This is a genomic window from Nesterenkonia pannonica (assembly GCF_019575955.1).
GTDB classification, from domain to species: domain Bacteria; phylum Actinomycetota; class Actinomycetes; order Actinomycetales; family Micrococcaceae; genus Nesterenkonia; species Nesterenkonia pannonica.
In genome coordinates, this window is record NZ_CP080575.1 from 1,746,030 (window position 1) to 1,767,761 (window position 21,732).

The window sequence follows — 21,732 nt, forward strand, 5'->3', positions numbered from 1 at the left end:
AGTCATCCAGAGACGGCGTGCCAGAGACTCGCGCGCGCCCCACATGCACCGTCACAGCCGGGTCCGTGATGAGTGCCTTGATCGCCTCGAAGTGGATCACAGCACATCACCCAGGGCGTCACGGAGGAACTTCGCGGCCACATCGGCCTCCTCCTGCAGGATCGAATCAGGCTCAGCGACCGTTCCGCCGCCACCATTCGACCCGCCGAAGTAGGCGATACCTGCCAGCGCGGCCGAAGGGTCACGGAGGCGTTCGGGCCGACCTCGACCTCCATGTGCCCCATACCGAAGGCGGCGGACTCAATGAAGTCGAAGTCGATGGAGCGGGCAACCTGCCCGAAGCTGCGTGACCCACTGAACGCCTGAGTCATGCGGTTCTTCATCTGCACGCCACCCTTGCGCATGATCGGCCGCAGCTTGGAGGCGGTCTGGCGGGGTGCGGCGTCGAGATCTGCGATCACCTGATCCAGACCCTCGATCTTCACGTGAATACTCATCCTGTGACCACCTCAACATTCCATCGCTGGGCAGTGCGGTACGTGCCGCGGTTCAGGTCTCGCAGTGTCCCCGTAGGTCGACGTTGATCGGCGACTCATCCGAGGACTCGATGACGAAGCCGTCACCGGTCTGCACAGGCGCGTCATGCGGAAGATGCAAGCGCGGGGCCTCGACAGTGAACTCGTTCTCACCGGACTCGCGCCGGTCCCCGTCTGCGGCGTCGAGGTCAGCTTGCAGCGGCCAACCTCGTCGTCGACGGGGTAGACCACGATCACCTCCGGCTCGTCACGGCCCGTGTCGGGGTTCGTCACGTGATTGCCGGTAGCGCGAGTAACCTTGCAGGTGTCGGTCATCAGGGACTCGGCCCGTTCGCGTCCCTTGGCCAGCAGTCGGGACACCATCAGCGCCCCCGGTGACGAATGCCTGGGAGCTGAACCGTTCCCTCAGCCACTGACGGGTCCGGTCGGGGATCTCTGTGAGGTCGACGACCTCGTCCTCGCCGCGGACGAAGGACTCCTGCAGGCTGTAGTCGTCGATCGACTCCTGCCGAGAGACCAGACCGCGGCGTGAAGCCAAGCCGCCCTCAGATGTGGCCTCATTCAGGCCAGCTGCGACCAGGTTCACTGCCAGCTTCTTCACGTCCGCTTACACGGGATCCCAGCCGTGGGTGAAGGTGACCGTCACGTCATCCTCAATGTCACCCCAGCCGGAGCGGCGCCACAGTGCCCCATCGCGGACCTTGTAGTCCGTGACGGGCACCTCGTTAAATTGAACCTCCTCCACGCCCAGCAGTGGACCCCAGGCAGAGGGAGGAATGAGGACGGCACGCCGTACAGCGCAGCCGTCGAAGTGACCTTCGAGATGGGCGCACCCGCAGCATCTCTGATGCTTAGCGGAGACCGCCTCGATGATCTCTTTCACCAGAGACCCGTTCGACACGTCGATGTCGTACACCTGGAGGTCGGCCGTCATGACCAGTGGTTTCAGCTCATCAGCCATGACGGCCTCCCATCCGGGCGATCAGTCGCCGTACGTGTCGCGGATCTCATCGCGGGTCATACCCTCGAGCTCTTCCTCAGTGGCACCCACATACAGTGCGTACTCCACCCAGTCAGCGCGCGAGGCATTACCTGCGGGCTGTTCGACCTCAGTGTCAGAGCTCGTTGTCATGACACTGAGGTCACTCATTCCCGAATCACCCTCAGGGAAAGGACTGCGAACGGGTAGGCGTTGTCGGGGTTGTCACGCTCGGCCGAGATGGACCAAGCGGTCGCGAAGCCGACCCGGAACTTGAATCGCAGAGCGACCATGTCTCGGGTGGCCAGCTCGATACCGTGCACGGTGGCCTGGTCCAGAACCTTCACCTGCACGTCCTGGCGGATGCCCAGGATGGCGCGGTTGCGGTCACCTGCCAGGAGCAGCGCCTGGTCGCGGTCCCAGGTGCCGTTTCCGACGTACTGGAGATCCTGACCATAGATCGAGGGGTGGAGCCATCGCCGCGCAGCCCGTCAAGGTAGATGGGCTGGTTGTTGTTGTCGCGCAGCCCGCGCAGACGAGAGCGCATGAAGCGGCCCGTGTAGGCCACGTTCACGTCGAACGCGTCATCCTCGACCTCAGCGAAGACCTGGTTGATGTCCTCCGCGAGGTCAACCCCTGAGGATCCCTCGGAGACGACATTGCCGCATGGCGATGGCGCCGGGGATCAGCGCCTGATCCGTCCAGGTGGCGGGCTTGTTGGTGCCCCAGAACACGGCACCGTCGAGCACGCGACCGAACTCCTGTGCCACCAGGGGCGGACCTCGCCCCAGATGTCGAAGTTCGCGTCGTCCAGAACGTTCTCGTGGACCGGGACGATACAAGCGATCTCCTCGGCGATGAGCTCCTTGCGTCCCCACGAGACGTTGGTGAGGGGCTTCATGCCATCGGAGTCGGTCGCGGACTCACCGACGAACCCAGCGGTCGGCAAGGCCGACAGGACGGGCATCCGGGCCTGGCCTGCGGACATGCGCAGGGACCGGAACGTGTTCAGGGCGGCCGAAGACTCGGTCGCCTCCTGCACAATCTCATTGATGTCCTGAGTCGCCAGCAGAGCCAGCGCATCGGAGCGGGAAATATCAGCCATGACGGCCTTCCTTTCGGGTGTGATGTAGAACCGTCATGTGTGACGGTGGTTCAGGTGGTGCGCATGGCTGCGCGGATCAGATCATTCGGGGACGGTTTCGTCTCAGGGTCTTGGTGCTTACCAGGCGCGAAGGCGGCGCGGGGCGAGGTGCCCAGTAGTGCCTGCAGCTTCTCGGCATCGGACTCGAGTTCTTCCTTGGTCTCTCCGGTCAGGCGCGCCGCAGCCTCGAGGGGAATCCCCTTCTCGGCGGCGACTTCGTAGCGCAGGGCCTTCGTCGCGTTGCTCTCAGCCTCCTTGCGAGCTTCCGAGAGCTGCTGCTGCAGCGTCCCTGCTTCGCCCTTGACCTTCTTCTCAAGGTCTTGGTTGACCTTCTTCTGAGCCTCGAACTTCGCCTTCCAGTCAGTCTCCGACTCACTCGGGGTTTCGGCGCCCTGCGCCGTGTACTCCGGCTGGTCCGTGACCTCCTGCAAAGGCTGATTCGGCTCAGTGGTTTCAGTCGTCTCCGTGCTCTGTTCCTCTGACATGCTTCCCCTTCCGGGATCCGCCCAACCCTCACGGTCGGGATGGTCTAATAGGTGCGTAAGCGGCGCTCACCGGCAGGATCGCCGTACCAGCCGGAGCGGCTTGGCGCGATCACTCCCTCGCCCTGCTGCCCGCCGGGGAGGGTGTAGCCGTAGCGCTCCAACTGCTGGTTGATCAGCCGCTGGTTCCCGTTGGCGCGCTTATAGATCTCTTCGGGCATCATGCGAGCGCCGCGGACGTTGTTGCGCTCCATGATTCGTCCGGCCGCCCCGCGGTATCGGCCTCTGCTCCGCGACATGCCCTCGGTGGTGACCAGGGATCCGCTTACGGTTTCGCTCATGCCGCGCCGGGAGTTCACGACCTGGAAGATGTCTGCGCCGTCCCGGATCGCCTGTGCGCCCGCCTTGGTGTATAACCTGTCCTGCTGGTCTTCTGGGAGCTCGTTGAACATCTCGTACGGATCTTGGACCACGGGTGCTGGCTGCCCAGAGATGATCGGCTTGTGCGTGCACAGGCAGTTCGGGTGTCGCAGGAACCCCTCGTTGGTCCGGTATTGACGGCCAGCGAGGATTGAGCACCTGGCGCACGCTTCGAACTCGACCTCTCGGACGTAGCCGGTGATCTGCTCCTCCGTAGAGGCCGCCACCCCATCCGCCTGCCTGCCCGCGTCGGCAACGGCTGTCGCACTCATGGAGACCAGTGAGTCCAGCCCTGAGCCCATAGCTCGGGAGGCTGGAGCACCGCGCCGCAGGCCATCCAATGAACGGTAGGCCGGGAACTCCAGCGACTCCTCAAGCATTCGTGCGGGTGCACCATCGAGTGGGTAGGTGAAGCCAGCGAAGCTAAGCAGGATTCAAGCGGGGCCCTGACGGCTCCAGTCCCATATCCAGCACGGTCGCGGCCATGTATGACTCACTGTCCATCGCAGCCCGCGTCTGGAACTCGGAGATCGACTCGGCGGCCTGCGGGATCGCCGCACGCCACGACCGGATGATGTTCCGTGGATCCACTGATGTGCGCCAGATCGAGGCCACCGCGGCAGCTGCCGACTGGGCCATCAGCTGACGCCCATTCAAGTGCTGGTCAGTCAGTGAATCCAGGCTCATCAGGAACCCCTGCCTCACGGCCGCCGTCGCAGCCGCCAGCGGATCCATCGCCTGCTCATCACGCACCATGCCCATGATCCGCTCAATCTCGGAAGGCGAGTGCCCGTCCGACTCGAGCAAGTAGCGCATGGGGTAGCCGACCTGCTTCTTCTTGATCAGCGAGTCGGCGCGCTGGGCATCCGAGCGCATCGCCGGATCCTTCCACTGCACCTCAGCGGTCCGCAGCTGCTCAGCCACACGGCGCATGCCGCGCACCATCGCCATGAGGCGGAACACCTCACGCATAGCGGCTGAGAAGTACAGCTGTTGCTCTTCGACTTTCTTGACCAGACCAGTCTCAGCGGCGATCAGAGCATCACCAGAGAGGTTCGCCAACCCCTTGTTCGTGACCAGGTAGTGCGGTGGGGTACGGGTCTGCGCTGCGATGTGCCCGATGGCCTTCTCGGTGACCTCCGTGAAGACGTTCAGGCTCGCGGGATCCCACTGATCGATCTTCGCGTTCTGGCCCGTGAGCCAGAGCATCCGCCCGCGCTCGAGCTGCTCGAGGTCGATGGGCTTATCGCCGATCTTCGCACCCGAGCTGTCGAGGATGGGAACCTTCGGCGGCTCCTGGCCTGTGATGACTCGTGCAGGCAGTGACGCGTGGTCCGCGGCGCTGAACAGGTAGGCCCAGAGCAGATTGATCGCATCCTGCATCGACTTGGTCCCACGGATGTCCGACATCGGCTTGCCGTCGAGCATGGGCCGGTTCGGGATCTCCACCACCGGCACCAGGCCCAGAGGGTTCCGGTTATCATCTGTGATGTTCCAAGCGCCATGGCCGTAGCAGAGTCCGAGAGGATCAGTCCGCCGCTGTCCGTCGACGCGCGACGTTCCATCTGCCAGATGTGATCCCGGGAATACAGCACCGCGTACTCGGTGCGCTCATCCACCCACGAACGCAGAGCGAACTTACGGCGACCGGGGCGCTGCGGGTCATACTTCACGATCGCCTGACCGGGAGTCAGCCACGTGATCTCAGGTGTCCCGTCATCGTCAGGGTTCACCAGCACGAACGAACGCGACGAGATGATCGACTGCAGGAATCCTTGGGATGACTGCAGGTCGCCCTCGTTGCGCATCCAGTCATCCCAGAGCGTGCGCTCCTCGGCACTCCGGCCCGCCGACTCGTCGCTCAGACGAATGCCGACCAGCCGCTGCCGCTCAGACGGCGCATCAGCCACAGGGGCGCACCAATTGTCCGAGAAGCCCGAGTAGCGGTCGCGGTGGTGCCGCTTCCAGTTCTCCGACATGAACCGCAAGTGATGCTTCCCGCGGTAGTACTCGTTCAGAGTCTGAATGTCGGGGCGCCGGTCGTTCAGCTCCTGCAAGAGAGTGTTCACCACGGACATGACTTGCGTGCGGTCCATGCACACCCTCTGCGAGTCAGGAACAGCTAGAAGTAGACGTATTCCTTGGTCTTGGCTTAGCCAGCCAGCGGCGCGAGCATCAGCGGCCGCCTCATGGGCTAGCACCGATGTCACCGCAATGTCGATCTTCTGTGTCTGTGATGGCTTGCCGAGGATGTACTTGTCCCCGGCTTCGCCACCTTCTTCGCGTTCTGCAGGTGCACACGCGTCGGCTGGCAAGAATCGAGCGTGACGTCACGCTTGCGCAGGTCGGAATGGAAGCGAGTCAGAGCCCCGAACATGCGACTCACCATGTTCGTCGGCCAGGACACGAACACGTCCTCGCCGTAGAGCTGCCCCCACGTCTCGATCTCTGATTCCCAGGACCGTTCATCATGGAAGCCGGGGTCACAGTAGACGCGGACGAGCTCGTAGCGCCTCGCGATCTCATCCCAGGCGGCCTCAACCTCGCCGCGAGGGATCGAGCCGTCCCATTCCGCCGGATTCCAGTACGCCGGGCGCTGATCCGGGCCGTAGAGAGGTGTGAACAGCAGCCCATCGCGGGTCTCCAGCTTGATGGCGGTCCAGTCATCATTCAGCGACCCATCGAAGCCGCCTGCGACGCTCGTACCATCCGCCGGCAGGGGTGATTCCGACTCCATCGCGCTCGCGTGCTCATCGCCGAGCCATGTGCCAGACCCGTAAACCAGCCGGTTCCCGAAGAACCGCTCAGCCTGCGCCGGGTCCGTCTGCATCAGCTCCGCAGCTTCACCCTCGATAGTGTCCAGGTCCACCCAGGGCGACCCGGCGTACACGTAAGAGTGAATCCTGCGCCGCTCGCGCTTATTCGTGTACGACAAGTCCGCCGGCGGCTGGCGGTAGAACTTGAAGATGTCCTTCGACGTCGACTCAAACGTCTGCTGCGCGTAAGAGTTCTCGGCCGGATCCCACGCGTTCGTCGTGGCCACCGAGCGGCCATTCATGCCCGCCAAGCCACGACGCTGCGTCTGAGCAACCTCGATCAGCTTGTTCTGCTTCGTGTAGAGCCCCACCTCATCCTGAATGGCGAAGGTGATCGGCTGCCCAAGACGAGACTTCGCCGACGAGGACACCACATCGATACGGTTCGACTTCGGGCCGCCATCGCCATCAAGGACACGGATGAAGCCCTCACGCGCCGCCATCAGGTCAGTCAGCGGACCATCCATGATGATCGTCGACAGTGGGCCGTACACGTTGCTTAACCTGCTCCTCAGAAGAGGCCAGAAGCTGGATCAGTGGGCCAGGTCGACGCCTGCCCATCGGTTCGCCAGCCTCATACTCGAACTCCCAGCCGCACCCACACCCATTGTCCGCGCACCGATACGTGTCACCGGCCTTCGCCCAGCCGCAGAACATGGACGGGCCAACAGCCTCACCCGCCGTAATAGCCGCAGTCCAGGGGCCCTTACCCGTCTTCTGCGGGGCGACCACCAAAGAGCGCCGATACACGAACGCCTGCGCCAGCGGTGGCGCTGCGGGATCCCATTTCGCCGACTCCCGGACGCGGTAATGGTTCGCGGTGCACCAGAACTGCCAATCAGACTGATGAAAAGGGATCCGCTGACCAAGAGTGTTCGGAATCGTGCAGTGCGCCTCATACCAAGCGTCGAGCAGGTCGCCCAACGTCGGGAAATCGACCACACCAAGACCATCCGCAGTCACTCACCCACCGCCCTCAAGCGTCGTTGACGCCGCGCAGCAGGAACCTCCTCCGTGGCGGTCGCTTCCCGGCGATCAGACACCTCGTCACGCACGATCTCCCAGCCGTTCTCACGCAACCCCGCCGGAGTCAGGCCCAGCTGGTCACCGAAACGGTGCAACGCAGTCTTGTCAGCGGCCTTAGCCTCCGGGCCCGACGCCGTCAGAAACGTGCGCACCCACATCGCCACGATGTTCCAGCGCCACCGCTCACGCTCCCAAGCCGCCGCCTGAGGGTAAGTCCACACCTGCTCCCACAGAGCCAGCTCTGATTCCTTGCGCTCCATCGACGCCTCGTGGTCATACGCCTTCACAGGCTTGCCAGACTCACTCATCGTCTCGATATAGACCTGCGGGTCAGCCAGAGGCCACTCAGTAGGCGGTGCTCCAGCGCGACCCTCAGAAGGAAGCTGATTCGCGGACAGCCCGCGGCGGTCCGAGCGACCCGACTTAGGGTCAGCCTGCGGACCAGAACGATTGCGTGCTCCACCAGAAGCCATAGTCATCACCCTTTCGGCGAAAAGACCTTACGAGACGCGCAGTCTCAAAACTTTTGAACCCTCCAGACCATCGAGATCCCTCCCCAGCGGCCTATAACAAAGGCTCATCAGGGGTATCCCCACCTTGTTCGACTGAATCGCGCGCCAAATTTTTGTGTTCACTCTTTTTGTTTAGTGACTGCCACCGAAGCCGTGTGTCTTGGCTGTGTGCTTGTCGTGACAAGGCTTACAAAGTCCTCTTCCAAAGCTTGGATCGTTCGGATCTAAGCCTTGAGCTATGAGCTCAGCACGTTCGGTCGGATGGTGGTCAGCGACGGTGGAGCGAGCGCTGAGGCAGAGTGTGCAGATCGGATCGCGTGCGAGTACCTGATGCCGGAAGGTGCGGTGGCCTTGGGTTCCGTACACGCTGCCGTGTGGCCTGCGTTCCCGGTCGGCTGCGGCTCGGCATGTGGGGCACCTTCCGGTGTCCGCCTTGCCTCCCGTCCGGGGTAGGAGGTTGGGGCATCGCGGGGTGGAGCAGACGCGTGCTGCCATGTGCGCCTCCGTGCGGGGTGGGGTGTGTGGTGTGGGGGTGCACTTGGTGTCCCTTGTGTGCACCCCGCATGCGTGGCCCCTTAGTGCCGCCCCTATGTTGGGGGCATTGTCGGCCCCTACTTTGCGGGGCCATGTTCGCCCCTGGTGTTGGGGTGGCTGTCTACCCCTCGTCGAACGCGGGCATGTCAATCACAATCCCCATGAAGCTGTACCCGCGGAAGCACGCGGGCCAACCGAGTCCATCGCAGCAGTCGGATGAGCATTGGTCTGGGTCAGCCATGGGTGCTCTCCTTTGAGCGTGCCGCGGGGTGGTGTGCGCGCCCGAGACTTGAACTCGGCACCTCATTGGGTGGACCGTCACGCGCCGCCCAGGTCCAGGGAAGGGATCTGGGCATGGGACTTTCAGTACGCCGCGGCTAGGCGTTGCCTTGCGTCGATTGCATCCGCCTCAGCATCGATGATGCTGTTGTGCCGCTTGCGGTACGTCTGCCTTGTATCGCACCTGCACTCGGTAGGTGCCGTTTACGGGTCGAAGTAGACGCCCCTGATGCCAGTTTTGCTATGACTCGATGCGCCCTTCCTGTTCCACATGTTCTCGTCGTGAGTGGTGGCGCGCAGGTGGTCAGGGTTCATGCAAGGCGGGTTGTGGCAGAGGTGATCGACGACTCGACCTTCTATCTCCTCTGACCTCAGCAAGAGCGCTGAGAGCCTATGAGTGAGATAGAAGTGTCTTGAGCCGTCAATTCGCCGTCTTATGTAGCCATAACCGTTGGCGTCCCTCAGTCCACCCCACTCCCAGCATCCTTCGGTGGCGATGAAGCCCTGGTAGAAGTCGCGGAGAATGGCGCGGGGAACTGATATCGTCGTCATAGCATCCTGCTTTCTCAGGTTTGCTCAAGCCCCGGTTGTTAGCGCAACGCGGGGCAACTTGTTTTGGATACGAGAAAAGCCCCAACCGGATCGGCTAGGGCTTGGAAGTGTTCCTGTCACTGCTAGCGACATTACGTCTTATTCTAGGTCACTTTTTCGTCTTTGTCACGCCACGTTCGCGGGCCTGCCTCGCTTGTCCTGCATTCGCTGGTGGGCGTCGACGACTTGTCCGGGTGAGTAGAGCTTCACGCCGTCTTCACGGTAGCGCAGCACTGGCATCTCGCCTCTCTCTGCCCAGCGTCGCGCTGATCGGGCGTTGACGAGGTGCCCGGATTGTCGGACGAACCGGACAACGTCGGCGAGTGGGGCGAAGTATTCCCATGCGCTCGCCGCCCGTTCCCGTTGGAGCTCTTCCACGTTTTCGGTGCGGCCGCAGATCCTGCAGCGGGTCTCCTCTTCACCCTTGTGGGCGCGGAGTACGCCGGGGCATGGGATGTCTTCGTGGACGGCGCCGCATTGGCCGAGTGAGATGACGTCGGGTCTGCGGTCGACGGCGCGCCATAGCTTCTGACTGGCCTTGTCCAGCGTCTCCAGCATCTCGCGGCGAAGTCTTGCCGTGCGATGAGATCGGTGCTGAGCCGCAGGTAGGTCAACGGTGCGACACCTCGCAGGTCGTCGTTGTCGTCGTGCTCGAGCACCTCACGGGCGTTGCTGACGAGCGCGTCCCAGAGTGCGCGGCGTTTCTCCATGGTGTCGAGGTTGAGGGGTGCGGGTGAGTCGGTGGTGCCGCTTGCGACGGATGCGCCCATGCGGTCTTGTTTGGCGATGGTGTCGTCGGCGACTTCGAGTGCGTCTTCGATGAGGTTGAGCACTTCTTCGAGTCGGGTGACGCACAGTTTGCAGAGGTAGATGCCGGTGGCCGTCTGGCCCTGGCAGTAGGTGCAAGTGTCGAGTGTTGGGCCTGGTGTCACTGGTCCTCCTGAAGCTCTGGAGTGGGCATGAAAATGCCCGCCTCGGTGGGCGGGCTGCGTGGTGGTGCGGGTGGGGTCAGGGGCCGAACCCGATGGGCGGCGGTCGTCGTCGGTGGGCCTGGTCCTCGAATATCTCTGACTGGTCACGGTGGGGTGCGTCCTGGTCGAGTTCGCCGCGCTCGTATTGCCCGGCGTGCTCCACCTGGGCCATCGCGCCTTCTGGCTGTGGTTCTGGTGGTTCGGGGTCGGGTCGGCGGAAGTAGTCTGCGCGCGCTTCGAGGTACGAGCAGAGTGCGTTGTAGATCCTCAAGTGGCCTCCAGTGGTGTGATGGTGATCGTGAACCCTGGCCTGCATTCCTTCTCACCGGGCCGGATGTCGGGACCATCGAGGTGCAACGCGTCGTCGTCGGGCAGCAGGCCGTAGTCGATGAGTCCGTCCACGATAGCTTTGGCCGTGGGGTGCAGGTTGCCAGGGTCGTAGCGGGCATTGGTGGTCTTGTGGACCTCGATGAGGATGTGCGCCCGTTGCAGGGGCCGCAGCTGCTCGGAGCGTGCGATCCGGTGGGCGTCGTGCCGCCACAGGCGGTTGAGCTTCGAGCGTTTCGACCAGTGCCATTTGCGCATCTGGTTCGCGTTCATCCACTCGTATAGCTTCGGGATGTAGAGCGTCTGAGTTGGCTCACTCATCGCGGCCTCCCAGGTGTCGGAGTGGACCGTCAACGGCGTGCAGGAGTTTCCGGCTGCTGATGCCGTGGAAGCCGTGCTTGTACCAGTGGCCGTGGTCGCTTTTCTGCCAGGCCCAGCCGCCCGGTTCGATGACGACCGACCATTTCGGCAGGGCGTCCAGCTCCTCAGGGCTGTGGATGACGCGGCGCTCACTCATCGATGACCACCTTCGCGGGCTCCCAGCCGGTTATCTCTTCTGAATCCAGGTATGAGTAGCGCGTATTGACCTGGTGGAAGTCGTCACCATCTAGGGTTTCCCAATACAGCCCCTGGAGTGAGGCCAGTTGAGGATTCCGCAATTTAGTGCCGTCCACTTCCGTCACCAGGATCACACTTCCCGGCTCCGTGGGAAGTTCCGCTTTCCGTAGTCGCCGCGGGGTGGGGCGTCGGTGCGGGTCCAATCGCCTTCGTGGTCTACCTGGTCGAGTTGGTCATGACGCCCCAGGCCCTCCCGTGCCAACTGCATGACGAGCTTTTCGCCAGTCCACTCGTAGGGCCGAATCATCGTGCCGCGCTTCCACACGCTCCCCGCCTCACTCGCCCGGATCGTCTCAGCGGTGGCGGGTTCCTTGACGTTGCAAGTTTCGGCCTCATTCTTTGCATGTCCTGGTGACGTGTCAGGTTCCTTTGCATGTGCCTCCTGCTGCTCGGCTGGTGCGTCGGCGAGGAGGACGATGGTGCAATCGCCGCCTGAGTCCATGTGGTCTTCCCGGATTCCATCGTTGACATAGGCGAATTCGGCGTTTATTGCAGTGACCCTCCCAGCGAGGAACACGACGCCCTCGATGAAGGCCGGGCCATGCATGGCTACCCACTGCCCTTCGCGCAACTCGTCGGCCGTGATCACGCGTGGGACGGTGGCCTGGCGCGCTTCTTGAAGCCAGCCGAGTTCCGCTTCGGCGGAGAGCGCGCGGCCGTGCATCATGTCGCACAGGTGGTCGAGGTGGTTGATCCGGCGCTCTTTCGTCTCGAGCTGCTCTTCAAGCTGTGCAACTTCATCTGAAACCTTCAAGGTTCTCTCCTTACGAAAGAAGCACCCGGCGTGCGCCTGGGTGCTGTGGGCTATTCGTTGCTGTGTGCGTTTCTCCCGGCCTCGTGCGGGTCGGGTGGGTGGTTATGGGTCTGGGTTGCTACGGGACGGGAGGGCCTTCTCTGCGTGGAAGCTAACCTCTTGCGAGAAGGTGCGACGGGCATTCGCGGCAACGAAGGTTTGGAGCACTGCACCCGACGCGGCCTCAGCCCCGATGTGGATGCTGATGCACGGGTCTTTGTAGATGTGGAACTGGTCCGCACTTTCCAGGCGGGTCTCGTCGCTGCGGTGTCGTTCGAGAAACTCCAGCTCCTCGTCTGTGAAGTCTGCGTTCACTGCCTCTGCAAACTCACGGACGGTCAGGTTTCCGAGCTTCAACATCACTGTTCTCCTTCGTGGTATAAAAATGCCCCGGTGTCGGCGGGGGCTCACTTCTTGGCGTGCTTGGCGCGGAATGCGTCGAGCTTGGCCTTGATGTGCGGTGGTGGCCCGGTGCGCGGCTTTGGTGACGGTGGATCCAGTGCCCGTGACCGGGCGTCGACCTCGCGGGCTTTCGATGAGTACAACTTTCGTATGACGGAAGCGTCGATGGGCTTCCGTCGGTCCGGGTCGCTGTGCCTGCCGTAGTAGTCCGAGACGATCAGCCGCCCAGCCGAGACCGGCACATGCTCCAGGTGGGTCGCCCAGGTGTGGGCCTGCGCGTCGGTGTCCACCACCAGGTGATCGTGCTGGCGTGCGTACACCAGCAGCGCGGACGCCTCCTGCGGGGTCACGATGATCCTCCTTCGATCTGTGGCTGTTGTCTGAGCACGTCATCCCAGGACAGTGGCTTGAAGTCCGCCATGCGGTCGTGGCGCTCCTTTCCGCGCTGGACGGCACGGTCAGCGGCGGATGGTGGTGGCCCCGATGGTCGCTGCGCCTGAGCCCGCAGGGTCTCGTACTTCTCCTGAGCTTCGACATGGACCTGATGTTGGCTCTCCAGAACTCGGAGGCCTGTGCGTACTCGATCGCTGCCTTGACCTGCTCGACTGTCCGGCCGTCACGATCCAGGAGCAGCCGCGCTGCGTCCCGATTCACTTTAGTGCGGGATGGGGTCTTCGCCTCTGGGTCGTAGAGCAAGATCTGCTGGTCGAGGTGAGCGAGGAGCTCTTCAACGTCGTCGCGGTCATTGACGCCTCGCGTCGTGTCCGTCGGCGCGTCAGCGACTTCGGACGTGTCTTTATATTCTTCCTCTACCTCTGTCTCTACCTCTGCTTGATTTTTGCTACCCCGTTTGCTTGGCGTTTGCTTAGCAAATTGCTTGGCTCGCTTCTCCCCTCCTTTCCGGCCTGCTTCGGCTCTGACCTGGGCTTTTGCTTCAATCTCTGCCCTAGTCTCCTGCATCTCGTCGTAGCCGTGGAGCTGGTATGAGCCGTCGTCGTTCTTGACCAGTGATGGGGCGCGCTCATCGTTTGCTTGAAGCTCGTCTAAGCACTCGCTTGGCCAACGCTTAGCAATTTGCTTGGCAATTTGCCCGTCCGTCTTATACCGGCGTGCGTACAGGATCATCTCCACGTGAGCCCTGAAAGCACCGTCGCTCAGGGCTGCGATCTTCGGGTGGTCTGCGTAGTCGAGAGACAGTCTGATGAACAGGTCTCTGCGCTTAGCTCCCATGCGTGCTCCTTTCCATATTCTGCGGCCCCAACACTGGCTCGTGCTTCAGCCTGCGCAAGTACTGCAGGCCCCTGATGCTGATGGTGTGCTCACCACTTGCTCTGAGCCGCAGCAGTGCCGCGTGCAGTGATTCCCGGTGCACGGCGACGGACTCCCCTGGTGCGGCGAACCTGTAGCCGTCTCGCGGCTGTTTGCGTCGGGTCAGGTCGCAGTGCTGTGGGCTGATGGTCCACCCGTCGAACGCGGGGAAGTATTCGAGGGTGGCGATGATGTGGCGGGTGAAGGTCGCTTGGACGTGGAAGATCACGCGGCCTCCTGAACTTGGAAGCCAGCTCCTTCGAGCACGGCCCTGGTGTGCTTGCGCAGTGCCGCCTGGGACGCTGGTGTCCACTGGTCGTAGTAGTCGTGACCGTGACCCATCACCTTCGACAGACCTCGGTATGCGGCCTCGAACCGCGTCGGGGTGATGACTGCGGGTAACTCCCCGCGTCAGCGCTGACGCCGTCGAGGTAGGCGCGCGCCTGCTGTAGCTCCACCTCCGCGTTGTCGATCGAGGCTCGGCAATGGTGGAGGTTGTCATAGTTGCTCATCCCGCCTCCTCGTGCGCCGGGTCTGGCACCACTGCGGCGATGTGCGCCGCGTTGCAGAAGCCGGGCCTGCCGTCTTCGGCCAGGACTTCGAGGAATCCGTTCTGGCTGAGGGTGAGTCGTAGGTCGTTGAGTGAGTAGACCCCGGCGATGGTCCCGTTGAACGTCTTCCGCAGCGCGTATCCGTCGTGGTACGCGTCGTCGGTGGCGTAGATCGTGACCTTGAGGGGTTGGCGGTTCTGGTTTTGCTTCATGGGTTCTCCTGGCGTGGAAGGTGGGTGATCATGTCGGCCAGTGCGGCGGCCGCCTGCTGGGGCACGACCCCGTTAAGCGGCTTTGATCTTGTCGTTCCGGGTGATGCCCTCGGTGTCGCAGATCCAGCCAGCAGGAAGGCCCATCATCCACTCAGTGAAGTGCTCAGACAGGCGATGCTTGCCGCGTGGGGACAGCTCAGTCGGCGATGGCGCTGGACGCCCCAATACGCTTTCCCAGCGCTGGACCGCCGCCGTGTAGGTGCCGAAGTCGGTGTAATGCAGGCGGGTCGCCAGGTGCGTCGACTTCTCGGCGGGTCGCCCGGTCGTTCTGGGCAGTCCGAAGTCGGCGTCGCAAACTTGGGTGTGGGCAGTAGGTGCTCGGCCACGTCCTGAATGCTCACGCTGTGGCCACCCTTCCTGCGCTTATCCGGGTGCTGTGATCCGCCGTTGCTGGCCACGTTGGCCTGTGGCGTCGGCAGCAGCTCTACCTCTTGAGCTGCTCCGGCGCCACCATGTAGACCATCTGGTCCGCCAGTTGCACCTGTCGCCCGCGCTCTGCGGCCCGCTCCGGGTGAACCATTCCGCCCTCCATTTCCGCCGCCGACACGGTTCTCAGCAGGGGCGTCTCGGCGCCAGGCGAGGACGAAAACTCGCTCTCTTCGGTGGGGTGCTCCGACTGAGGACGCAGGGACAGTTCTCCATTCCGCGTCATACCCGAGATTGGAAAGGTCTCCGAGAACACGTCCGGTTGCCCGAAGATAGGTTCGTGCGGCTCCTCCCAGCAATCCCTGCTCGGATTCCACTTCGCTATGCGCTTTGGCACTGTGCGCTCCTCTCACGTTCTCCCAGACGACATACGTCGGCTTGATGGTGGCTATGGCTTCGCGCATGGCGACCCACAGGTTTGACCGGGTGCCCTCGCTCATTCCGGCGTGCCGCCCGGCTGCAGAGACGTCCTGGCAGGGCGATCCGCCGCTGATGATGTCGACGGACTCGACGGTCGACCAGTCGATGCTGGTCACGTCGTGATGATTCGGCGCGTCCGGCCAGTGGCGCGCCATGATGGCCGATGGGGCGGGGTCGAACTCTGCGTACCATGCGAGCTCGGCGCCGAATGCGGCTTCGACGGCGAGGAAAGGCCCCGTAGCTTAGGCGAATAGCTCGGCGTGCTTCATGTGGTCTCCTAAGAATGAGCGTGCCCCCAGGCCGGGGAAGTGGCCTAGGGGCACAAGAAAGCCCGCCCATGTGGGCGAGGCTTGGTGGTGCTGCGTCGGGTCAGAAGGGAGGCTCCTCAGCGCGGGGCGTGTCCCAGCCGTCCCCGGCGGACTGTCCGCCCCACGGGTTACTGCTGGTAGGCTGGCCTCCGCCGGAGCCGCTGGACTGCGGCTGAGTATTTCCACCGCTCTTCGGTGAGCGGTTGACCTGCGCGGTGGCGAACCGCAGCGATGGGCCTACCTCATCGACCTCAAGTTCCCAGGAGGTGCGGTTGTTGCCTTCCTTGTCCTGGTAGGACCGGGCGCGCAGGCGACCTTGGGCGACCACACGGGTGCCCCTAGTGAGTGACTCGGCGGCGTTCTCCGCGGCCTCGCGCCAGATGGTGCACCGCATGAACAGGGTCTCGCCGTCCTTGAACTCGTTGGCCTGCCGGTCGAAGTGGCGGGGCGTGGACGCTATGACGAAGTTGGAGACGGCGGCACCGCTGGGGGTGAAGCGCAGCTCCGGGTCAGCGGTGAGGTTGCCAACGACGGTGATGATGGTTTCGTTCTGGCTCATGGTTAGAACTTCTTTCCGCCGTGCATTGGGGTGCGGCTGGCGTTGTAGTCGAGCTTCTCTGTGATGATGGATTCGAGGTCGATGCCGTTGGCGCCACAGAAGTCGAGGACGCGAATCACCACATCTGCCATCTCGGAAGGGACACCTTCGGGCTTTTCAGGCTTTTCGGTGTAGTAGTACGTGGCCGCGACATGGTTCCCTACTCGCAGCTCCTCCAGCGCCTCGGATAGCTCGGAGTGCATGAGTGCGATCCGCTCGGCGTTGAGGCTGAGCAGTGCGCGACCCTCGGTCGGCTCGTTGTCGTGGAAACCCTTGTCTGCGGACTGCTGGTAGGCGCGCTCTTGTAGCTCTCGGATGCTGCTCATGCGGCCACCTCCTCGTAGGTGGCTTCGAAGATGTCGGGCTTGATCGGGTAGAACTCGCCCTGGACGCCACGAATGATCCAGTCCCCGACGCCAGCTCGCATCTCACCTTCGAGCGTGGCAATGAGCATCTGACCAGTCGCTGGATCGATGGTCAGGCCAGAGTTGGGAACGATGCGCTTAGCCAAACTCATCGGTGTCTCTGTAGTCATACGAGCCGCCCGTGTTCTCTTCTATCCAGAGGTACACGTCGTGACTCCGGGCATTGTTTCCCTCGAAGCGCATGGCTTCAATCTCGACGGGCTTCTTTCGGAACTTCTGTGGCTTGCTCATGTCTTGATCCTTTCGATGGTGAGGTCGCGCAGTGTGGCGACCGTGACGATGTGGGGTTTGCAGATGTGCTCTGTGCGGTGGGGCCACTTCACTCGGTAGGCGGCGGGGTTGCGGCACCCGTAGTGCTGGCAGGGGTGCGGGTTCACTGGCTCCCGTGTGGCGGGCCGGGAGCGCAGCAGTTGCCGATAGTGGCGGGTGCACAGTTCCCGGCGCCAGGGTGTCCGGTCACAGAACCTATGGGCGCACTGGTCGGCCATGGTGAGCCAGCCTGATCTGGTCGAGGAGCGCCCAGAGCTCATCGCTTGGTGAGCGGCCGTCTGCCTTGAATGTGTCTTCGAGGAGGTCCAACTGGAAGTCGAGGCTCTCCTGTGCCAGTCGCGCAACCTCCCATAGAGACTCAAGCGCCGACGACGTGTCGCGGGCGGGCTTGTCCAGGCGCATCAGGTGCGCGGCGATGACATCCCAGTCCGTGCGGGCAATAGCTGGCGCTGTCATGACTGCTCCCCTTTGGTGGGTCGAGCAGCGGGAGTGTCCCAGCGAGCGCCTCAGATACGATCTGCGCCTGCCGATCCTTGCCGCCTGAGTAGGTGATCCTCACGTGATTTGGTGCGGCCTTCACATGCCGCAGGCCGGGAACCTCCTCGCCGGTCTCCGGGTCGGCCAGGGCACCGTCGTCCATCTTCGCCAGCTCGGCAGCCAAGCTCTTCACGGCATGGTCTTTCAACACTGTGACGGTCTCCACCAGGGCGGGCCGGTTCTCCTGTGCCCACGCGATCAGGTCGGCACTGCTGGTCACCTGTGTGGTCGCCTTCGACTCCGGCACGGTAATGCTCGCGACCGTCTCGTCCTCACGGAGTGGGTGCTTCACGGTCCGCTTACTGATGCCCGCGTCCGCGTAGTCGGCCAGCATCTGAGACTGGATGTCGGCCTTGATCTCTTTAGCTCGGTCGGCGGCGAACTTCGCCAGGGCGTCCCAGCCCACGTACTTCTGGTATTCGGTCAGCTCTGTCATGACTGCTCCTCTTCTACGATCTCGGCGTCCAAGGTGTCCTGGACGTTCTGGTGTGCCGCCTCTTGGGTGCGCAACTGTTGGCCGCGCTCGTTGACTTGGGCGTACAGGGGTGGTCCTCGCCCAGGGAGCGGAAGATCTTGCCGAGCTTTTCCAGGTCGTCCCATGCGGCGGCGATGTTCTGGCCGATGGGGTCTGCCACGGGTCGGCGGGCTCCTGTGGTGGGGTGGAGTGAGGCTCCTCTTGGAACTGTTGCTGGAACGCTGGTGCAGGCTGGGTGTCGGGCTTCTCCCCATGTCCTCGAGCTCCTCGGGGTGTACTTCACGCCAGCAAGGACTTCGGGGCAGGCCATGCGCACGCACTCGGAGATTGCGCGGTACTTGAGCATCAGGGCGGGGTTCTTCTGCCAGTGGCCTTTGCCCCAGAGGCCGTGTTGCTCGGCCATCGAGCGGTCCCAGTGCACGGTGTGCTCGTAGTCCTGGTCGTCTTTGCGGACGATGGTGCAGGACGCCGCACTGTCGTCGCCGTGGGTGCGCACCTTGTGCCCGGCACCACGGGCGAGGGACATCATGAGGGTGGCTGAGAGTGAGGGGCTGCCGTTGATGACGTTGATCTCTCGGAGCGCGGCCATCGGGTGCAGTCCTAGGGCTTCGCCGTATTCGACGGCGACCAGGACGTTGGGAGGCTGGCGCTGGTACTGCTTGGGCACAAGGCCGGATTCTGCGAGCGCTCCGGCGTACCGCATCTTCTCGTCCAGGCTCATGGCCGTGGGTTTGATTAGTTCAGTCATGGTGCGACCTTTCGGTGTTGGTGCTTAGCTTCATGACGCGCCACCAGGCACCATCCGCCTATGAGGGCGACGACAGCGCCGAGCACGATGAGCCCGTCCGTGTTGCCGGTGTGTGCGAATAAGAAATCCCCGTCGTGATGACGAGGGCTGTGAGGGTCGCGTGGATGCGTTCGTGGCGGGTCATGGGGCGGCGTCCTCAATGGCGCGGCGAAGGCGCTGGACTGCTGCAGTGCCACCGTCTGGGTACTCTGCGTCAAACTCATCCATCGTCACCAGCACGGCTTGTAACTGAGCGTTCCTCAAAGGCAGGGCGTTCCAGGAGTGAGCAATGCGCTCGGCGTCCCCGGCCTCATAAACCGCGTCATTCTCTCCGCAATTGAAGCACCCAGGCAGCGGGTAGCCCGAGGGCTCATAAACTCTCGCGCCGCCAATACTGCTCTCTCCAGCATCTCTTGAATCCAAAGGACCATCCACTACTGCGGCGTTGATGATGCGGCGTTCTTCCGCCAACTCTTCTTCGATGGTCATGCGGGGACTCTCCTTCTGTGTCGTCGTGCGAGCTTCTGTGCGTCGCGGCTCATGCGTTTCTGCCAGGCGGCGAGCGCGTCTTTGGACTGCTGGATTTGCGCGGTCTCGTCGGGGAATCCGGCGCGCTCCTTTTCGCGGTAGGCCGCCTGCTGCCTGGCCTGGTTGGCGCGGCGGCACCGGTTAGCGCAGTACTTACTATTGTTCGAGCGTGACGCGTACAGCTCACCGCACGCGTCACATGGTTGGAGACTCATTCATCCTCCTCGTCGTCGGGGCACAGTTCGCAGTAGTGGTCCCAGTAGGAGCCGTGGCGGCTGCATACGGCTGGTGGTGGGCTGATGAACCGGCTCATACGCTCACCGTGATTACTGGGGCGAGGGTGATGGCGAGGACGGGCATTGCGATACTGACTGCCCATAGGAGTGCGTTGTCAGGGTCGAAGCGTGGGCGGCTACTCGTCATCGAATACCCCTTTCTGTGAGGACGCATAGCCGAGCATGAACGCGCGACGGAGACCGATCTGCCGCGTCCGCTGGGCGATGCTCATGTGCTCCTCGATGGGGTACTCCGCCGTCGCCAACTGCTCGGCGTGGAGCTGCGGGCTAGTCCTCAGCTGTCGCCCTTCACCACGAACCCAGCCACCTGCGTAGAGGACTCCCTCTCCGTCTGCTTTGTAGAGTTCATGGTTGCCTGGATGACCGGCATCATGTCCGCATCTGTAGCCGTCTTCGCGGGGCCTGCGCGCCTCTGGAGCTTTCGCGAAGAATGGACAACGCGATTCAGCTTCGAGTCGTTCGCGTGCGTTGGTCATGGTCGCTCTCCGTTTCTGGTCTGGTGTTCGTATAGTTGCCCGATGGTGGTGAGCACTTCGCTGATGACGCACTGCATGTCCTCGAGGCGTAGGGCCGCTTCGTCGTAGGCCATCTCGCGGTGCATATGGATGGAGGTTTTCAGGTGGTCGAGCGCGGTGCTCAGCTGGTCCTCGGCCTCGTGGTGCGCACGGTTCCTCAGCTCGTCGTCGTGGTCACCGTCGTCGAGCGCCCAGGACAGCTCGTCACTGATAGTCGGGGTGTTCATTTGCCCCACCTCTCAGCCAGGTCGCTGATGACTGATGGGTGATCAGCCATGTGCACGCGGCACAGGGCCAGTGCGGCCTCCAGGTAGGGTCTGCGGCGCGTGATTTCGTTGCCCTTAGCTTCGGGCCAGCCCTCATCCTTGGCGATCATCTCGGCCAGGTCGTCCGGTGAGCCTGACCAGCAACCAATACGCATGTGCCAGCCTTCGCTGGTCGGCACGAGTAGTAAATTCCTGACGGTAGATTCAGCGTTGACATCCCGTCCCATATGGCTCTCCGCAGATCGGCTCCCTGCAGATTGGCTTCCCGCAGATCGGCTCTCCGCAGATTAGCTCTCCACAGATCGGCTCCCCGCAGATTGGCTCCCCACAGATCAGCTCCCCGCAGATCGGCTCTCCGCAGATCGGATCTCTGCAGATCGGCTCCTGCAGATCGGATCTCCGCAGGTCGGCTCCCCGCAGGTGGGCTCCCTGCAGGTAGGCTTCCCGCAGGTCGGCGGATGGTGCTGAAGGCCTCTCCCTCTAGCGTTGGCAGAGGTCAAAGCTTCGATCAGCTCACTCTTGGTACTCATATTCGTTCTCCTTCGGCGCATGGCCGGGGCAGTAGTTGCGGTTCTGGTAGGCGTGCACTTGGGCACGCGCTGTCGATACGGGCAGGTAAACGTCGGCGTCGCAGGCCGCACAGTGGGCCAGGATGATCACGACTCAAGCCAGGCCAACAGTGCCGTGTCCTCATCGCTCAGGGTGATGGCGGCGCGTTTCTGGTCGCTGCGTTGTAGCCCGCAGATCGCCCAACCCTGCGCACGAGGAGCCAGGATCAGCGTCAGATCCCAGGCGTGGACACGGAACATGCCAGGGTTGCGCGCCGCCTCCCAGCTGCCCGCGACCACCACGCCAGAGAAATCGGAGGTCGGCACGGACAGTTCCTCGGCGTGACGCACAGCCGTACGGGTCGGGAAATACTTCGTGCCGTCCACCTCGAACGGCAGCATGTCAAGGTTCGGTTGGGTCATGGGGCGGACTCTCTTGCTGTCAGGGCACCCCATGATGGTGAGAGCGCGGCTAATTCTTTGCGCAACTCGTCGTGCTCCTGGTCGCGGTGTAGCCGCCAGATACGCTGTGCCTGCTTCGGTGATAGCTGACCGGATCGCGGGTCACTCATGGCGTCACCTGTATTCCCAGCTGCTCAAGCACGGCGCGCACCTCACGGGTGCTCAGCGCACAGTTCCGGGCCGCCTGCACATACTCAGTGCGGGTCACGGTGCGGCCCTTCATGAACGCCTCACGCTCAGACTTGTTCGCAGGGTTAGGCCAACGGGTATCAGCCACCATCTCGGCTGATGCACGGACAGTCATCAGGGT

General features: G+C 63.0%; 42 protein-coding genes. 1 reads left to right on the forward strand and 41 read right to left on the reverse strand.

Features of this window, described 5'->3' with window-relative positions; translation table 11 throughout:
- Positions 1–2: 2 nt before the first annotated feature.
- The 22 genes from K0H76_RS12520 to K0H76_RS12625 all read right to left on the reverse strand — a co-directional run bounded on the left by K0H76_RS12520 (position 3) and on the right by K0H76_RS12625 (position 12,780).
- Positions 3–485: a hypothetical protein gene (locus K0H76_RS12520; protein WP_258933202.1), complete on the reverse strand. Its 483-nt coding sequence runs from the start codon at positions 483–485 to the stop codon at positions 3–5.
- 298 nt (positions 486–783) lie between these two features.
- Complete coding sequence (locus K0H76_RS12525) at positions 784–1,137, reverse strand: hypothetical protein (protein WP_258933203.1); 354 nt, start codon at positions 1,135–1,137, stop codon at positions 784–786.
- A gap of 6 nt (positions 1,138–1,143) precedes the next feature.
- Positions 1,144–1,497: a hypothetical protein gene (locus K0H76_RS12530; RefSeq protein WP_258933204.1), complete on the reverse strand. Its 354-nt coding sequence runs from the start codon at positions 1,495–1,497 to the stop codon at positions 1,144–1,146.
- 21 nt (positions 1,498–1,518) lie between these two features.
- Positions 1,519–1,668 carry a hypothetical protein gene (locus tag K0H76_RS12535; RefSeq protein ID WP_258933205.1) on the reverse strand — a complete coding sequence of 50 codons (150 nt, stop codon included), beginning with the start codon at positions 1,666–1,668 and terminating at the stop codon, positions 1,519–1,521.
- 14 nt (positions 1,669–1,682) lie between these two features.
- Positions 1,683–1,862 carry a hypothetical protein gene (locus K0H76_RS12540; RefSeq protein ID WP_258933206.1) on the reverse strand — a complete coding sequence of 60 codons (180 nt, stop codon included), beginning with the start codon at positions 1,860–1,862 and terminating at the stop codon, positions 1,683–1,685.
- Positions 1,859–2,089, reverse strand: coding sequence for a hypothetical protein (locus K0H76_RS12545; protein ID WP_258933207.1), 231 nt, complete (start codon positions 2,087–2,089; stop codon positions 1,859–1,861). The genes K0H76_RS12540 and K0H76_RS12545 overlap by 4 nt, the downstream gene beginning before the upstream one ends.
- Before the next feature lie 111 nt (positions 2,090–2,200).
- Positions 2,201–2,620 carry a phage major capsid protein gene (locus K0H76_RS12550; RefSeq protein ID WP_258933208.1) on the reverse strand — a complete coding sequence of 140 codons (420 nt, stop codon included), beginning with the start codon at positions 2,618–2,620 and terminating at the stop codon, positions 2,201–2,203.
- 50 nt (positions 2,621–2,670) lie between these two features.
- Positions 2,671–3,144 (reverse strand): hypothetical protein, encoded by a 474-nt coding sequence (locus K0H76_RS12555; RefSeq protein WP_258933209.1) that lies wholly within the window; start codon positions 3,142–3,144, stop codon positions 2,671–2,673.
- Positions 3,145–3,188: 44 nt separating this feature from the next.
- Positions 3,189–3,833, reverse strand: a complete 645-nt coding sequence (locus tag K0H76_RS12560) for a hypothetical protein (protein ID WP_258933210.1) — start codon at positions 3,831–3,833, stop codon at positions 3,189–3,191.
- Between the two features lie 151 nt (positions 3,834–3,984).
- Positions 3,985–5,013 carry a phage portal protein gene (locus tag K0H76_RS12565; RefSeq protein ID WP_258933211.1) on the reverse strand — a complete coding sequence of 343 codons (1,029 nt, stop codon included), beginning with the start codon at positions 5,011–5,013 and terminating at the stop codon, positions 3,985–3,987.
- Positions 5,014–5,767: 754 nt separating this feature from the next.
- Positions 5,768–6,871, reverse strand: coding sequence for a hypothetical protein (locus tag K0H76_RS12570; RefSeq protein WP_258933212.1), 1,104 nt, complete (start codon positions 6,869–6,871; stop codon positions 5,768–5,770).
- Complete coding sequence (locus tag K0H76_RS12575) at positions 6,825–7,319, reverse strand: hypothetical protein (RefSeq protein WP_258933213.1); 495 nt, start codon at positions 7,317–7,319, stop codon at positions 6,825–6,827. Before K0H76_RS12575 ends, K0H76_RS12570 begins: the two co-directional genes overlap by 47 nt.
- 17 nt (positions 7,320–7,336) lie before the next feature.
- Entirely contained in the window at positions 7,337–7,711 is a 375-nt protein-coding gene (locus tag K0H76_RS12580; protein WP_258933214.1) for a hypothetical protein, read from the reverse strand.
- Positions 7,712–8,932: 1,221 nt separating this feature from the next.
- Entirely contained in the window at positions 8,933–9,280 is a 348-nt protein-coding gene (locus K0H76_RS12585; protein WP_258933215.1) for an HNH endonuclease, read from the reverse strand.
- Between the two features lie 245 nt (positions 9,281–9,525).
- Positions 9,526–10,251, reverse strand: a complete 726-nt coding sequence (locus tag K0H76_RS12590) for a hypothetical protein (protein WP_258933216.1) — start codon at positions 10,249–10,251, stop codon at positions 9,526–9,528.
- Positions 10,252–10,327: 76 nt separating this feature from the next.
- Positions 10,328–10,561, reverse strand: a complete 234-nt coding sequence (locus K0H76_RS12595) for a hypothetical protein (RefSeq protein WP_258933217.1) — start codon at positions 10,559–10,561, stop codon at positions 10,328–10,330.
- Complete coding sequence (locus K0H76_RS12600) at positions 10,558–10,938, reverse strand: hypothetical protein (RefSeq protein ID WP_258933218.1); 381 nt, start codon at positions 10,936–10,938, stop codon at positions 10,558–10,560. The genes K0H76_RS12595 and K0H76_RS12600 overlap by 4 nt, the downstream gene beginning before the upstream one ends.
- Positions 10,931–11,134 carry a hypothetical protein gene (locus tag K0H76_RS12605; RefSeq protein WP_258933219.1) on the reverse strand — a complete coding sequence of 68 codons (204 nt, stop codon included), beginning with the start codon at positions 11,132–11,134 and terminating at the stop codon, positions 10,931–10,933. Before K0H76_RS12605 ends, K0H76_RS12600 begins: the two co-directional genes overlap by 8 nt.
- The gene (locus K0H76_RS12610; RefSeq protein WP_258933220.1) at positions 11,127–11,309 is read right to left on the reverse strand and encodes a hypothetical protein; all 183 of its coding nucleotides are present in this window, start codon (positions 11,307–11,309) and stop codon (positions 11,127–11,129) included. The genes K0H76_RS12605 and K0H76_RS12610 overlap by 8 nt, the downstream gene beginning before the upstream one ends.
- On the reverse strand, positions 11,306–11,989 hold the full coding sequence (locus K0H76_RS12615) for a hypothetical protein (protein ID WP_258933221.1): 684 nt from the start codon (positions 11,987–11,989) through the stop codon (positions 11,306–11,308). Before K0H76_RS12615 ends, K0H76_RS12610 begins: the two co-directional genes overlap by 4 nt.
- A 102-nt stretch (positions 11,990–12,091) precedes the next feature.
- The gene (locus K0H76_RS12620) at positions 12,092–12,388 is read right to left on the reverse strand and encodes a hypothetical protein (protein ID WP_258933222.1); all 297 of its coding nucleotides are present in this window, start codon (positions 12,386–12,388) and stop codon (positions 12,092–12,094) included.
- A 47-nt stretch (positions 12,389–12,435) separates the two neighbouring features.
- Positions 12,436–12,780 carry a hypothetical protein gene (locus K0H76_RS12625; RefSeq protein WP_258933223.1) on the reverse strand — a complete coding sequence of 115 codons (345 nt, stop codon included), beginning with the start codon at positions 12,778–12,780 and terminating at the stop codon, positions 12,436–12,438.
- Between the two features lie 361 nt (positions 12,781–13,141).
- Between K0H76_RS12625 and K0H76_RS12630 the strand changes: the two genes are divergently transcribed.
- Entirely contained in the window at positions 13,142–13,417 is a 276-nt protein-coding gene (locus K0H76_RS12630; RefSeq protein ID WP_258933224.1) for a hypothetical protein, read from the forward strand.
- A gap of 232 nt (positions 13,418–13,649) precedes the next feature.
- Here the strand turns inward: K0H76_RS12630 and K0H76_RS12635 are convergent, their stop codons facing one another.
- The 19 genes from K0H76_RS12635 to K0H76_RS12725 form a co-directional block, all read right to left on the reverse strand.
- Positions 13,650–13,967: a hypothetical protein gene (locus tag K0H76_RS12635; RefSeq protein WP_258933225.1), complete on the reverse strand. Its 318-nt coding sequence runs from the start codon at positions 13,965–13,967 to the stop codon at positions 13,650–13,652.
- Positions 13,968–14,079: 112 nt separating this feature from the next.
- Positions 14,080–14,250 carry a hypothetical protein gene (locus K0H76_RS12640; RefSeq protein ID WP_258933226.1) on the reverse strand — a complete coding sequence of 57 codons (171 nt, stop codon included), beginning with the start codon at positions 14,248–14,250 and terminating at the stop codon, positions 14,080–14,082.
- Entirely contained in the window at positions 14,247–14,501 is a 255-nt protein-coding gene (locus K0H76_RS12645) for a hypothetical protein (protein WP_258933227.1), read from the reverse strand. Before K0H76_RS12645 ends, K0H76_RS12640 begins: the two co-directional genes overlap by 4 nt.
- A gap of 484 nt (positions 14,502–14,985) precedes the next feature.
- Positions 14,986–15,108 (reverse strand): hypothetical protein, encoded by a 123-nt coding sequence (locus K0H76_RS12650; protein WP_258933228.1) that lies wholly within the window; start codon positions 15,106–15,108, stop codon positions 14,986–14,988.
- Positions 15,109–15,776: 668 nt separating this feature from the next.
- Positions 15,777–16,274, reverse strand: coding sequence for a single-stranded DNA-binding protein (locus K0H76_RS12655; RefSeq protein ID WP_258933229.1), 498 nt, complete (start codon positions 16,272–16,274; stop codon positions 15,777–15,779).
- A 2-nt stretch (positions 16,275–16,276) separates the two neighbouring features.
- Entirely contained in the window at positions 16,277–16,639 is a 363-nt protein-coding gene (locus K0H76_RS12660) for a hypothetical protein (protein WP_258933230.1), read from the reverse strand.
- Positions 16,636–16,848, reverse strand: a complete 213-nt coding sequence (locus K0H76_RS12665) for a hypothetical protein (protein WP_258933231.1) — start codon at positions 16,846–16,848, stop codon at positions 16,636–16,638. The genes K0H76_RS12660 and K0H76_RS12665 overlap by 4 nt, the downstream gene beginning before the upstream one ends.
- A 117-nt stretch (positions 16,849–16,965) precedes the next feature.
- Positions 16,966–17,115 carry a hypothetical protein gene (locus tag K0H76_RS12670; protein ID WP_258933232.1) on the reverse strand — a complete coding sequence of 50 codons (150 nt, stop codon included), beginning with the start codon at positions 17,113–17,115 and terminating at the stop codon, positions 16,966–16,968.
- A gap of 251 nt (positions 17,116–17,366) precedes the next feature.
- Positions 17,367–17,981, reverse strand: coding sequence for a hypothetical protein (locus K0H76_RS12675; RefSeq protein ID WP_258933233.1), 615 nt, complete (start codon positions 17,979–17,981; stop codon positions 17,367–17,369).
- 13 nt (positions 17,982–17,994) lie between these two features.
- Positions 17,995–18,768, reverse strand: coding sequence for a recombinase RecT (locus K0H76_RS12680; protein WP_258933234.1), 774 nt, complete (start codon positions 18,766–18,768; stop codon positions 17,995–17,997).
- 180 nt (positions 18,769–18,948) lie between these two features.
- Positions 18,949–19,296, reverse strand: a complete 348-nt coding sequence (locus K0H76_RS12685) for a hypothetical protein (RefSeq protein ID WP_258933235.1) — start codon at positions 19,294–19,296, stop codon at positions 18,949–18,951.
- On the reverse strand, positions 19,293–19,550 hold the full coding sequence (locus K0H76_RS12690) for a hypothetical protein (protein ID WP_258933236.1): 258 nt from the start codon (positions 19,548–19,550) through the stop codon (positions 19,293–19,295). Before K0H76_RS12690 ends, K0H76_RS12685 begins: the two co-directional genes overlap by 4 nt.
- Before the next feature lie 197 nt (positions 19,551–19,747).
- Entirely contained in the window at positions 19,748–20,107 is a 360-nt protein-coding gene (locus K0H76_RS12695; RefSeq protein WP_258933237.1) for a hypothetical protein, read from the reverse strand.
- A complete protein-coding gene (locus K0H76_RS12700) occupies positions 20,104–20,373 on the reverse strand; it encodes a hypothetical protein (protein WP_258933238.1) in 270 nt (89 codons plus the stop codon). The genes K0H76_RS12695 and K0H76_RS12700 overlap by 4 nt, the downstream gene beginning before the upstream one ends.
- Complete coding sequence (locus K0H76_RS12705; protein ID WP_258933239.1) at positions 20,370–20,522, reverse strand: hypothetical protein; 153 nt, start codon at positions 20,520–20,522, stop codon at positions 20,370–20,372. The genes K0H76_RS12700 and K0H76_RS12705 overlap by 4 nt, the downstream gene beginning before the upstream one ends.
- A complete protein-coding gene (locus K0H76_RS12710) occupies positions 20,519–20,758 on the reverse strand; it encodes a pentapeptide repeat-containing protein (protein WP_258935407.1) in 240 nt (79 codons plus the stop codon). Before K0H76_RS12710 ends, K0H76_RS12705 begins: the two co-directional genes overlap by 4 nt.
- Positions 20,759–20,925: 167 nt before the next feature.
- Entirely contained in the window at positions 20,926–21,072 is a 147-nt protein-coding gene (locus K0H76_RS12715; RefSeq protein ID WP_258933240.1) for a hypothetical protein, read from the reverse strand.
- Entirely contained in the window at positions 21,069–21,383 is a 315-nt protein-coding gene (locus K0H76_RS12720; protein ID WP_258933241.1) for a hypothetical protein, read from the reverse strand. The genes K0H76_RS12715 and K0H76_RS12720 overlap by 4 nt, the downstream gene beginning before the upstream one ends.
- 145 nt (positions 21,384–21,528) lie before the next feature.
- Complete coding sequence (locus K0H76_RS12725) at positions 21,529–21,726, reverse strand: hypothetical protein (RefSeq protein WP_258933242.1); 198 nt, start codon at positions 21,724–21,726, stop codon at positions 21,529–21,531.
- Positions 21,727–21,732: the final 6 nt, after the last annotated feature.

Bases quoted from the DNA above. Each gene is read 5' to 3' on its own strand.
- K0H76_RS12640 (WP_258933226.1), bottom strand. From the start codon at position 14,250: ATGAGCAACTATGACAACCTCCACCATTGCCGAGCCTCGATCGACAAC.
- K0H76_RS12680 (WP_258933234.1), bottom strand. From the start codon at position 18,768: ATGACTGAACTAATCAAACCCACGGCCATGAGCCTGGACGAGAAGATG.
- K0H76_RS12530 (WP_258933204.1), bottom strand. From the start codon at position 1,497: ATGGCTGATGAGCTGAAACCACTGGTCATGACGGCCGACCTCCAGGTG.
- K0H76_RS12600 (WP_258933218.1), bottom strand. From the start codon at position 10,938: ATGAGTGAGCCAACTCAGACGCTCTACATCCCGAAGCTATACGAGTGG.
- K0H76_RS12700 (WP_258933238.1), bottom strand. From the start codon at position 20,373: ATGAACACCCCGACTATCAGTGACGAGCTGTCCTGGGCGCTCGACGAC.
- K0H76_RS12645 (WP_258933227.1), bottom strand. From the start codon at position 14,501: ATGAAGCAAAACCAGAACCGCCAACCCCTCAAGGTCACGATCTACGCC.
- K0H76_RS12605 (WP_258933219.1), bottom strand. From the start codon at position 11,134: ATGAGTGAGCGCCGCGTCATCCACAGCCCTGAGGAGCTGGACGCCCTG.
- K0H76_RS12665 (WP_258933231.1), bottom strand. From the start codon at position 16,848: ATGACTACAGAGACACCGATGAGTTTGGCTAAGCGCATCGTTCCCAAC.
- K0H76_RS12725 (WP_258933242.1), bottom strand. From the start codon at position 21,726: ATGACTGTCCGTGCATCAGCCGAGATGGTGGCTGATACCCGTTGGCCT.
- K0H76_RS12690 (WP_258933236.1), bottom strand. From the start codon at position 19,550: ATGAGTCTCCAACCATGTGACGCGTGCGGTGAGCTGTACGCGTCACGC.
- K0H76_RS12675 (WP_258933233.1), bottom strand. From the start codon at position 17,981: ATGACAGAGCTGACCGAATACCAGAAGTACGTGGGCTGGGACGCCCTG.
- K0H76_RS12585 (WP_258933215.1), bottom strand. From the start codon at position 9,280: ATGACGACGATATCAGTTCCCCGCGCCATTCTCCGCGACTTCTACCAG.
- K0H76_RS12580 (WP_258933214.1), bottom strand. From the start codon at position 7,711: ATGAGTGAGTCTGGCAAGCCTGTGAAGGCGTATGACCACGAGGCGTCG.
- K0H76_RS12550 (WP_258933208.1), bottom strand. From the start codon at position 2,620: ATGGCTGATATTTCCCGCTCCGATGCGCTGGCTCTGCTGGCGACTCAG.
- K0H76_RS12560 (WP_258933210.1), bottom strand. From the start codon at position 3,833: ATGAGTGCGACAGCCGTTGCCGACGCGGGCAGGCAGGCGGATGGGGTG.
- K0H76_RS12660 (WP_258933230.1), bottom strand. From the start codon at position 16,639: ATGAGCAGCATCCGAGAGCTACAAGAGCGCGCCTACCAGCAGTCCGCA.
- K0H76_RS12705 (WP_258933239.1), bottom strand. From the start codon at position 20,522: ATGATCGCCAAGGATGAGGGCTGGCCCGAAGCTAAGGGCAACGAAATC.
- K0H76_RS12720 (WP_258933241.1), bottom strand. From the start codon at position 21,383: ATGACCCAACCGAACCTTGACATGCTGCCGTTCGAGGTGGACGGCACG.
- K0H76_RS12535 (WP_258933205.1), bottom strand. From the start codon at position 1,668: ATGACAACGAGCTCTGACACTGAGGTCGAACAGCCCGCAGGTAATGCC.
- K0H76_RS12620 (WP_258933222.1), bottom strand. From the start codon at position 12,388: ATGTTGAAGCTCGGAAACCTGACCGTCCGTGAGTTTGCAGAGGCAGTG.
- K0H76_RS12655 (WP_258933229.1), bottom strand. From the start codon at position 16,274: ATGAGCCAGAACGAAACCATCATCACCGTCGTTGGCAACCTCACCGCT.
- K0H76_RS12685 (WP_258933235.1), bottom strand. From the start codon at position 19,296: ATGACCATCGAAGAAGAGTTGGCGGAAGAACGCCGCATCATCAACGCC.
- K0H76_RS12695 (WP_258933237.1), bottom strand. From the start codon at position 20,107: ATGACCAACGCACGCGAACGACTCGAAGCTGAATCGCGTTGTCCATTC.
- K0H76_RS12555 (WP_258933209.1), bottom strand. From the start codon at position 3,144: ATGTCAGAGGAACAGAGCACGGAGACGACTGAAACCACTGAGCCGAAT.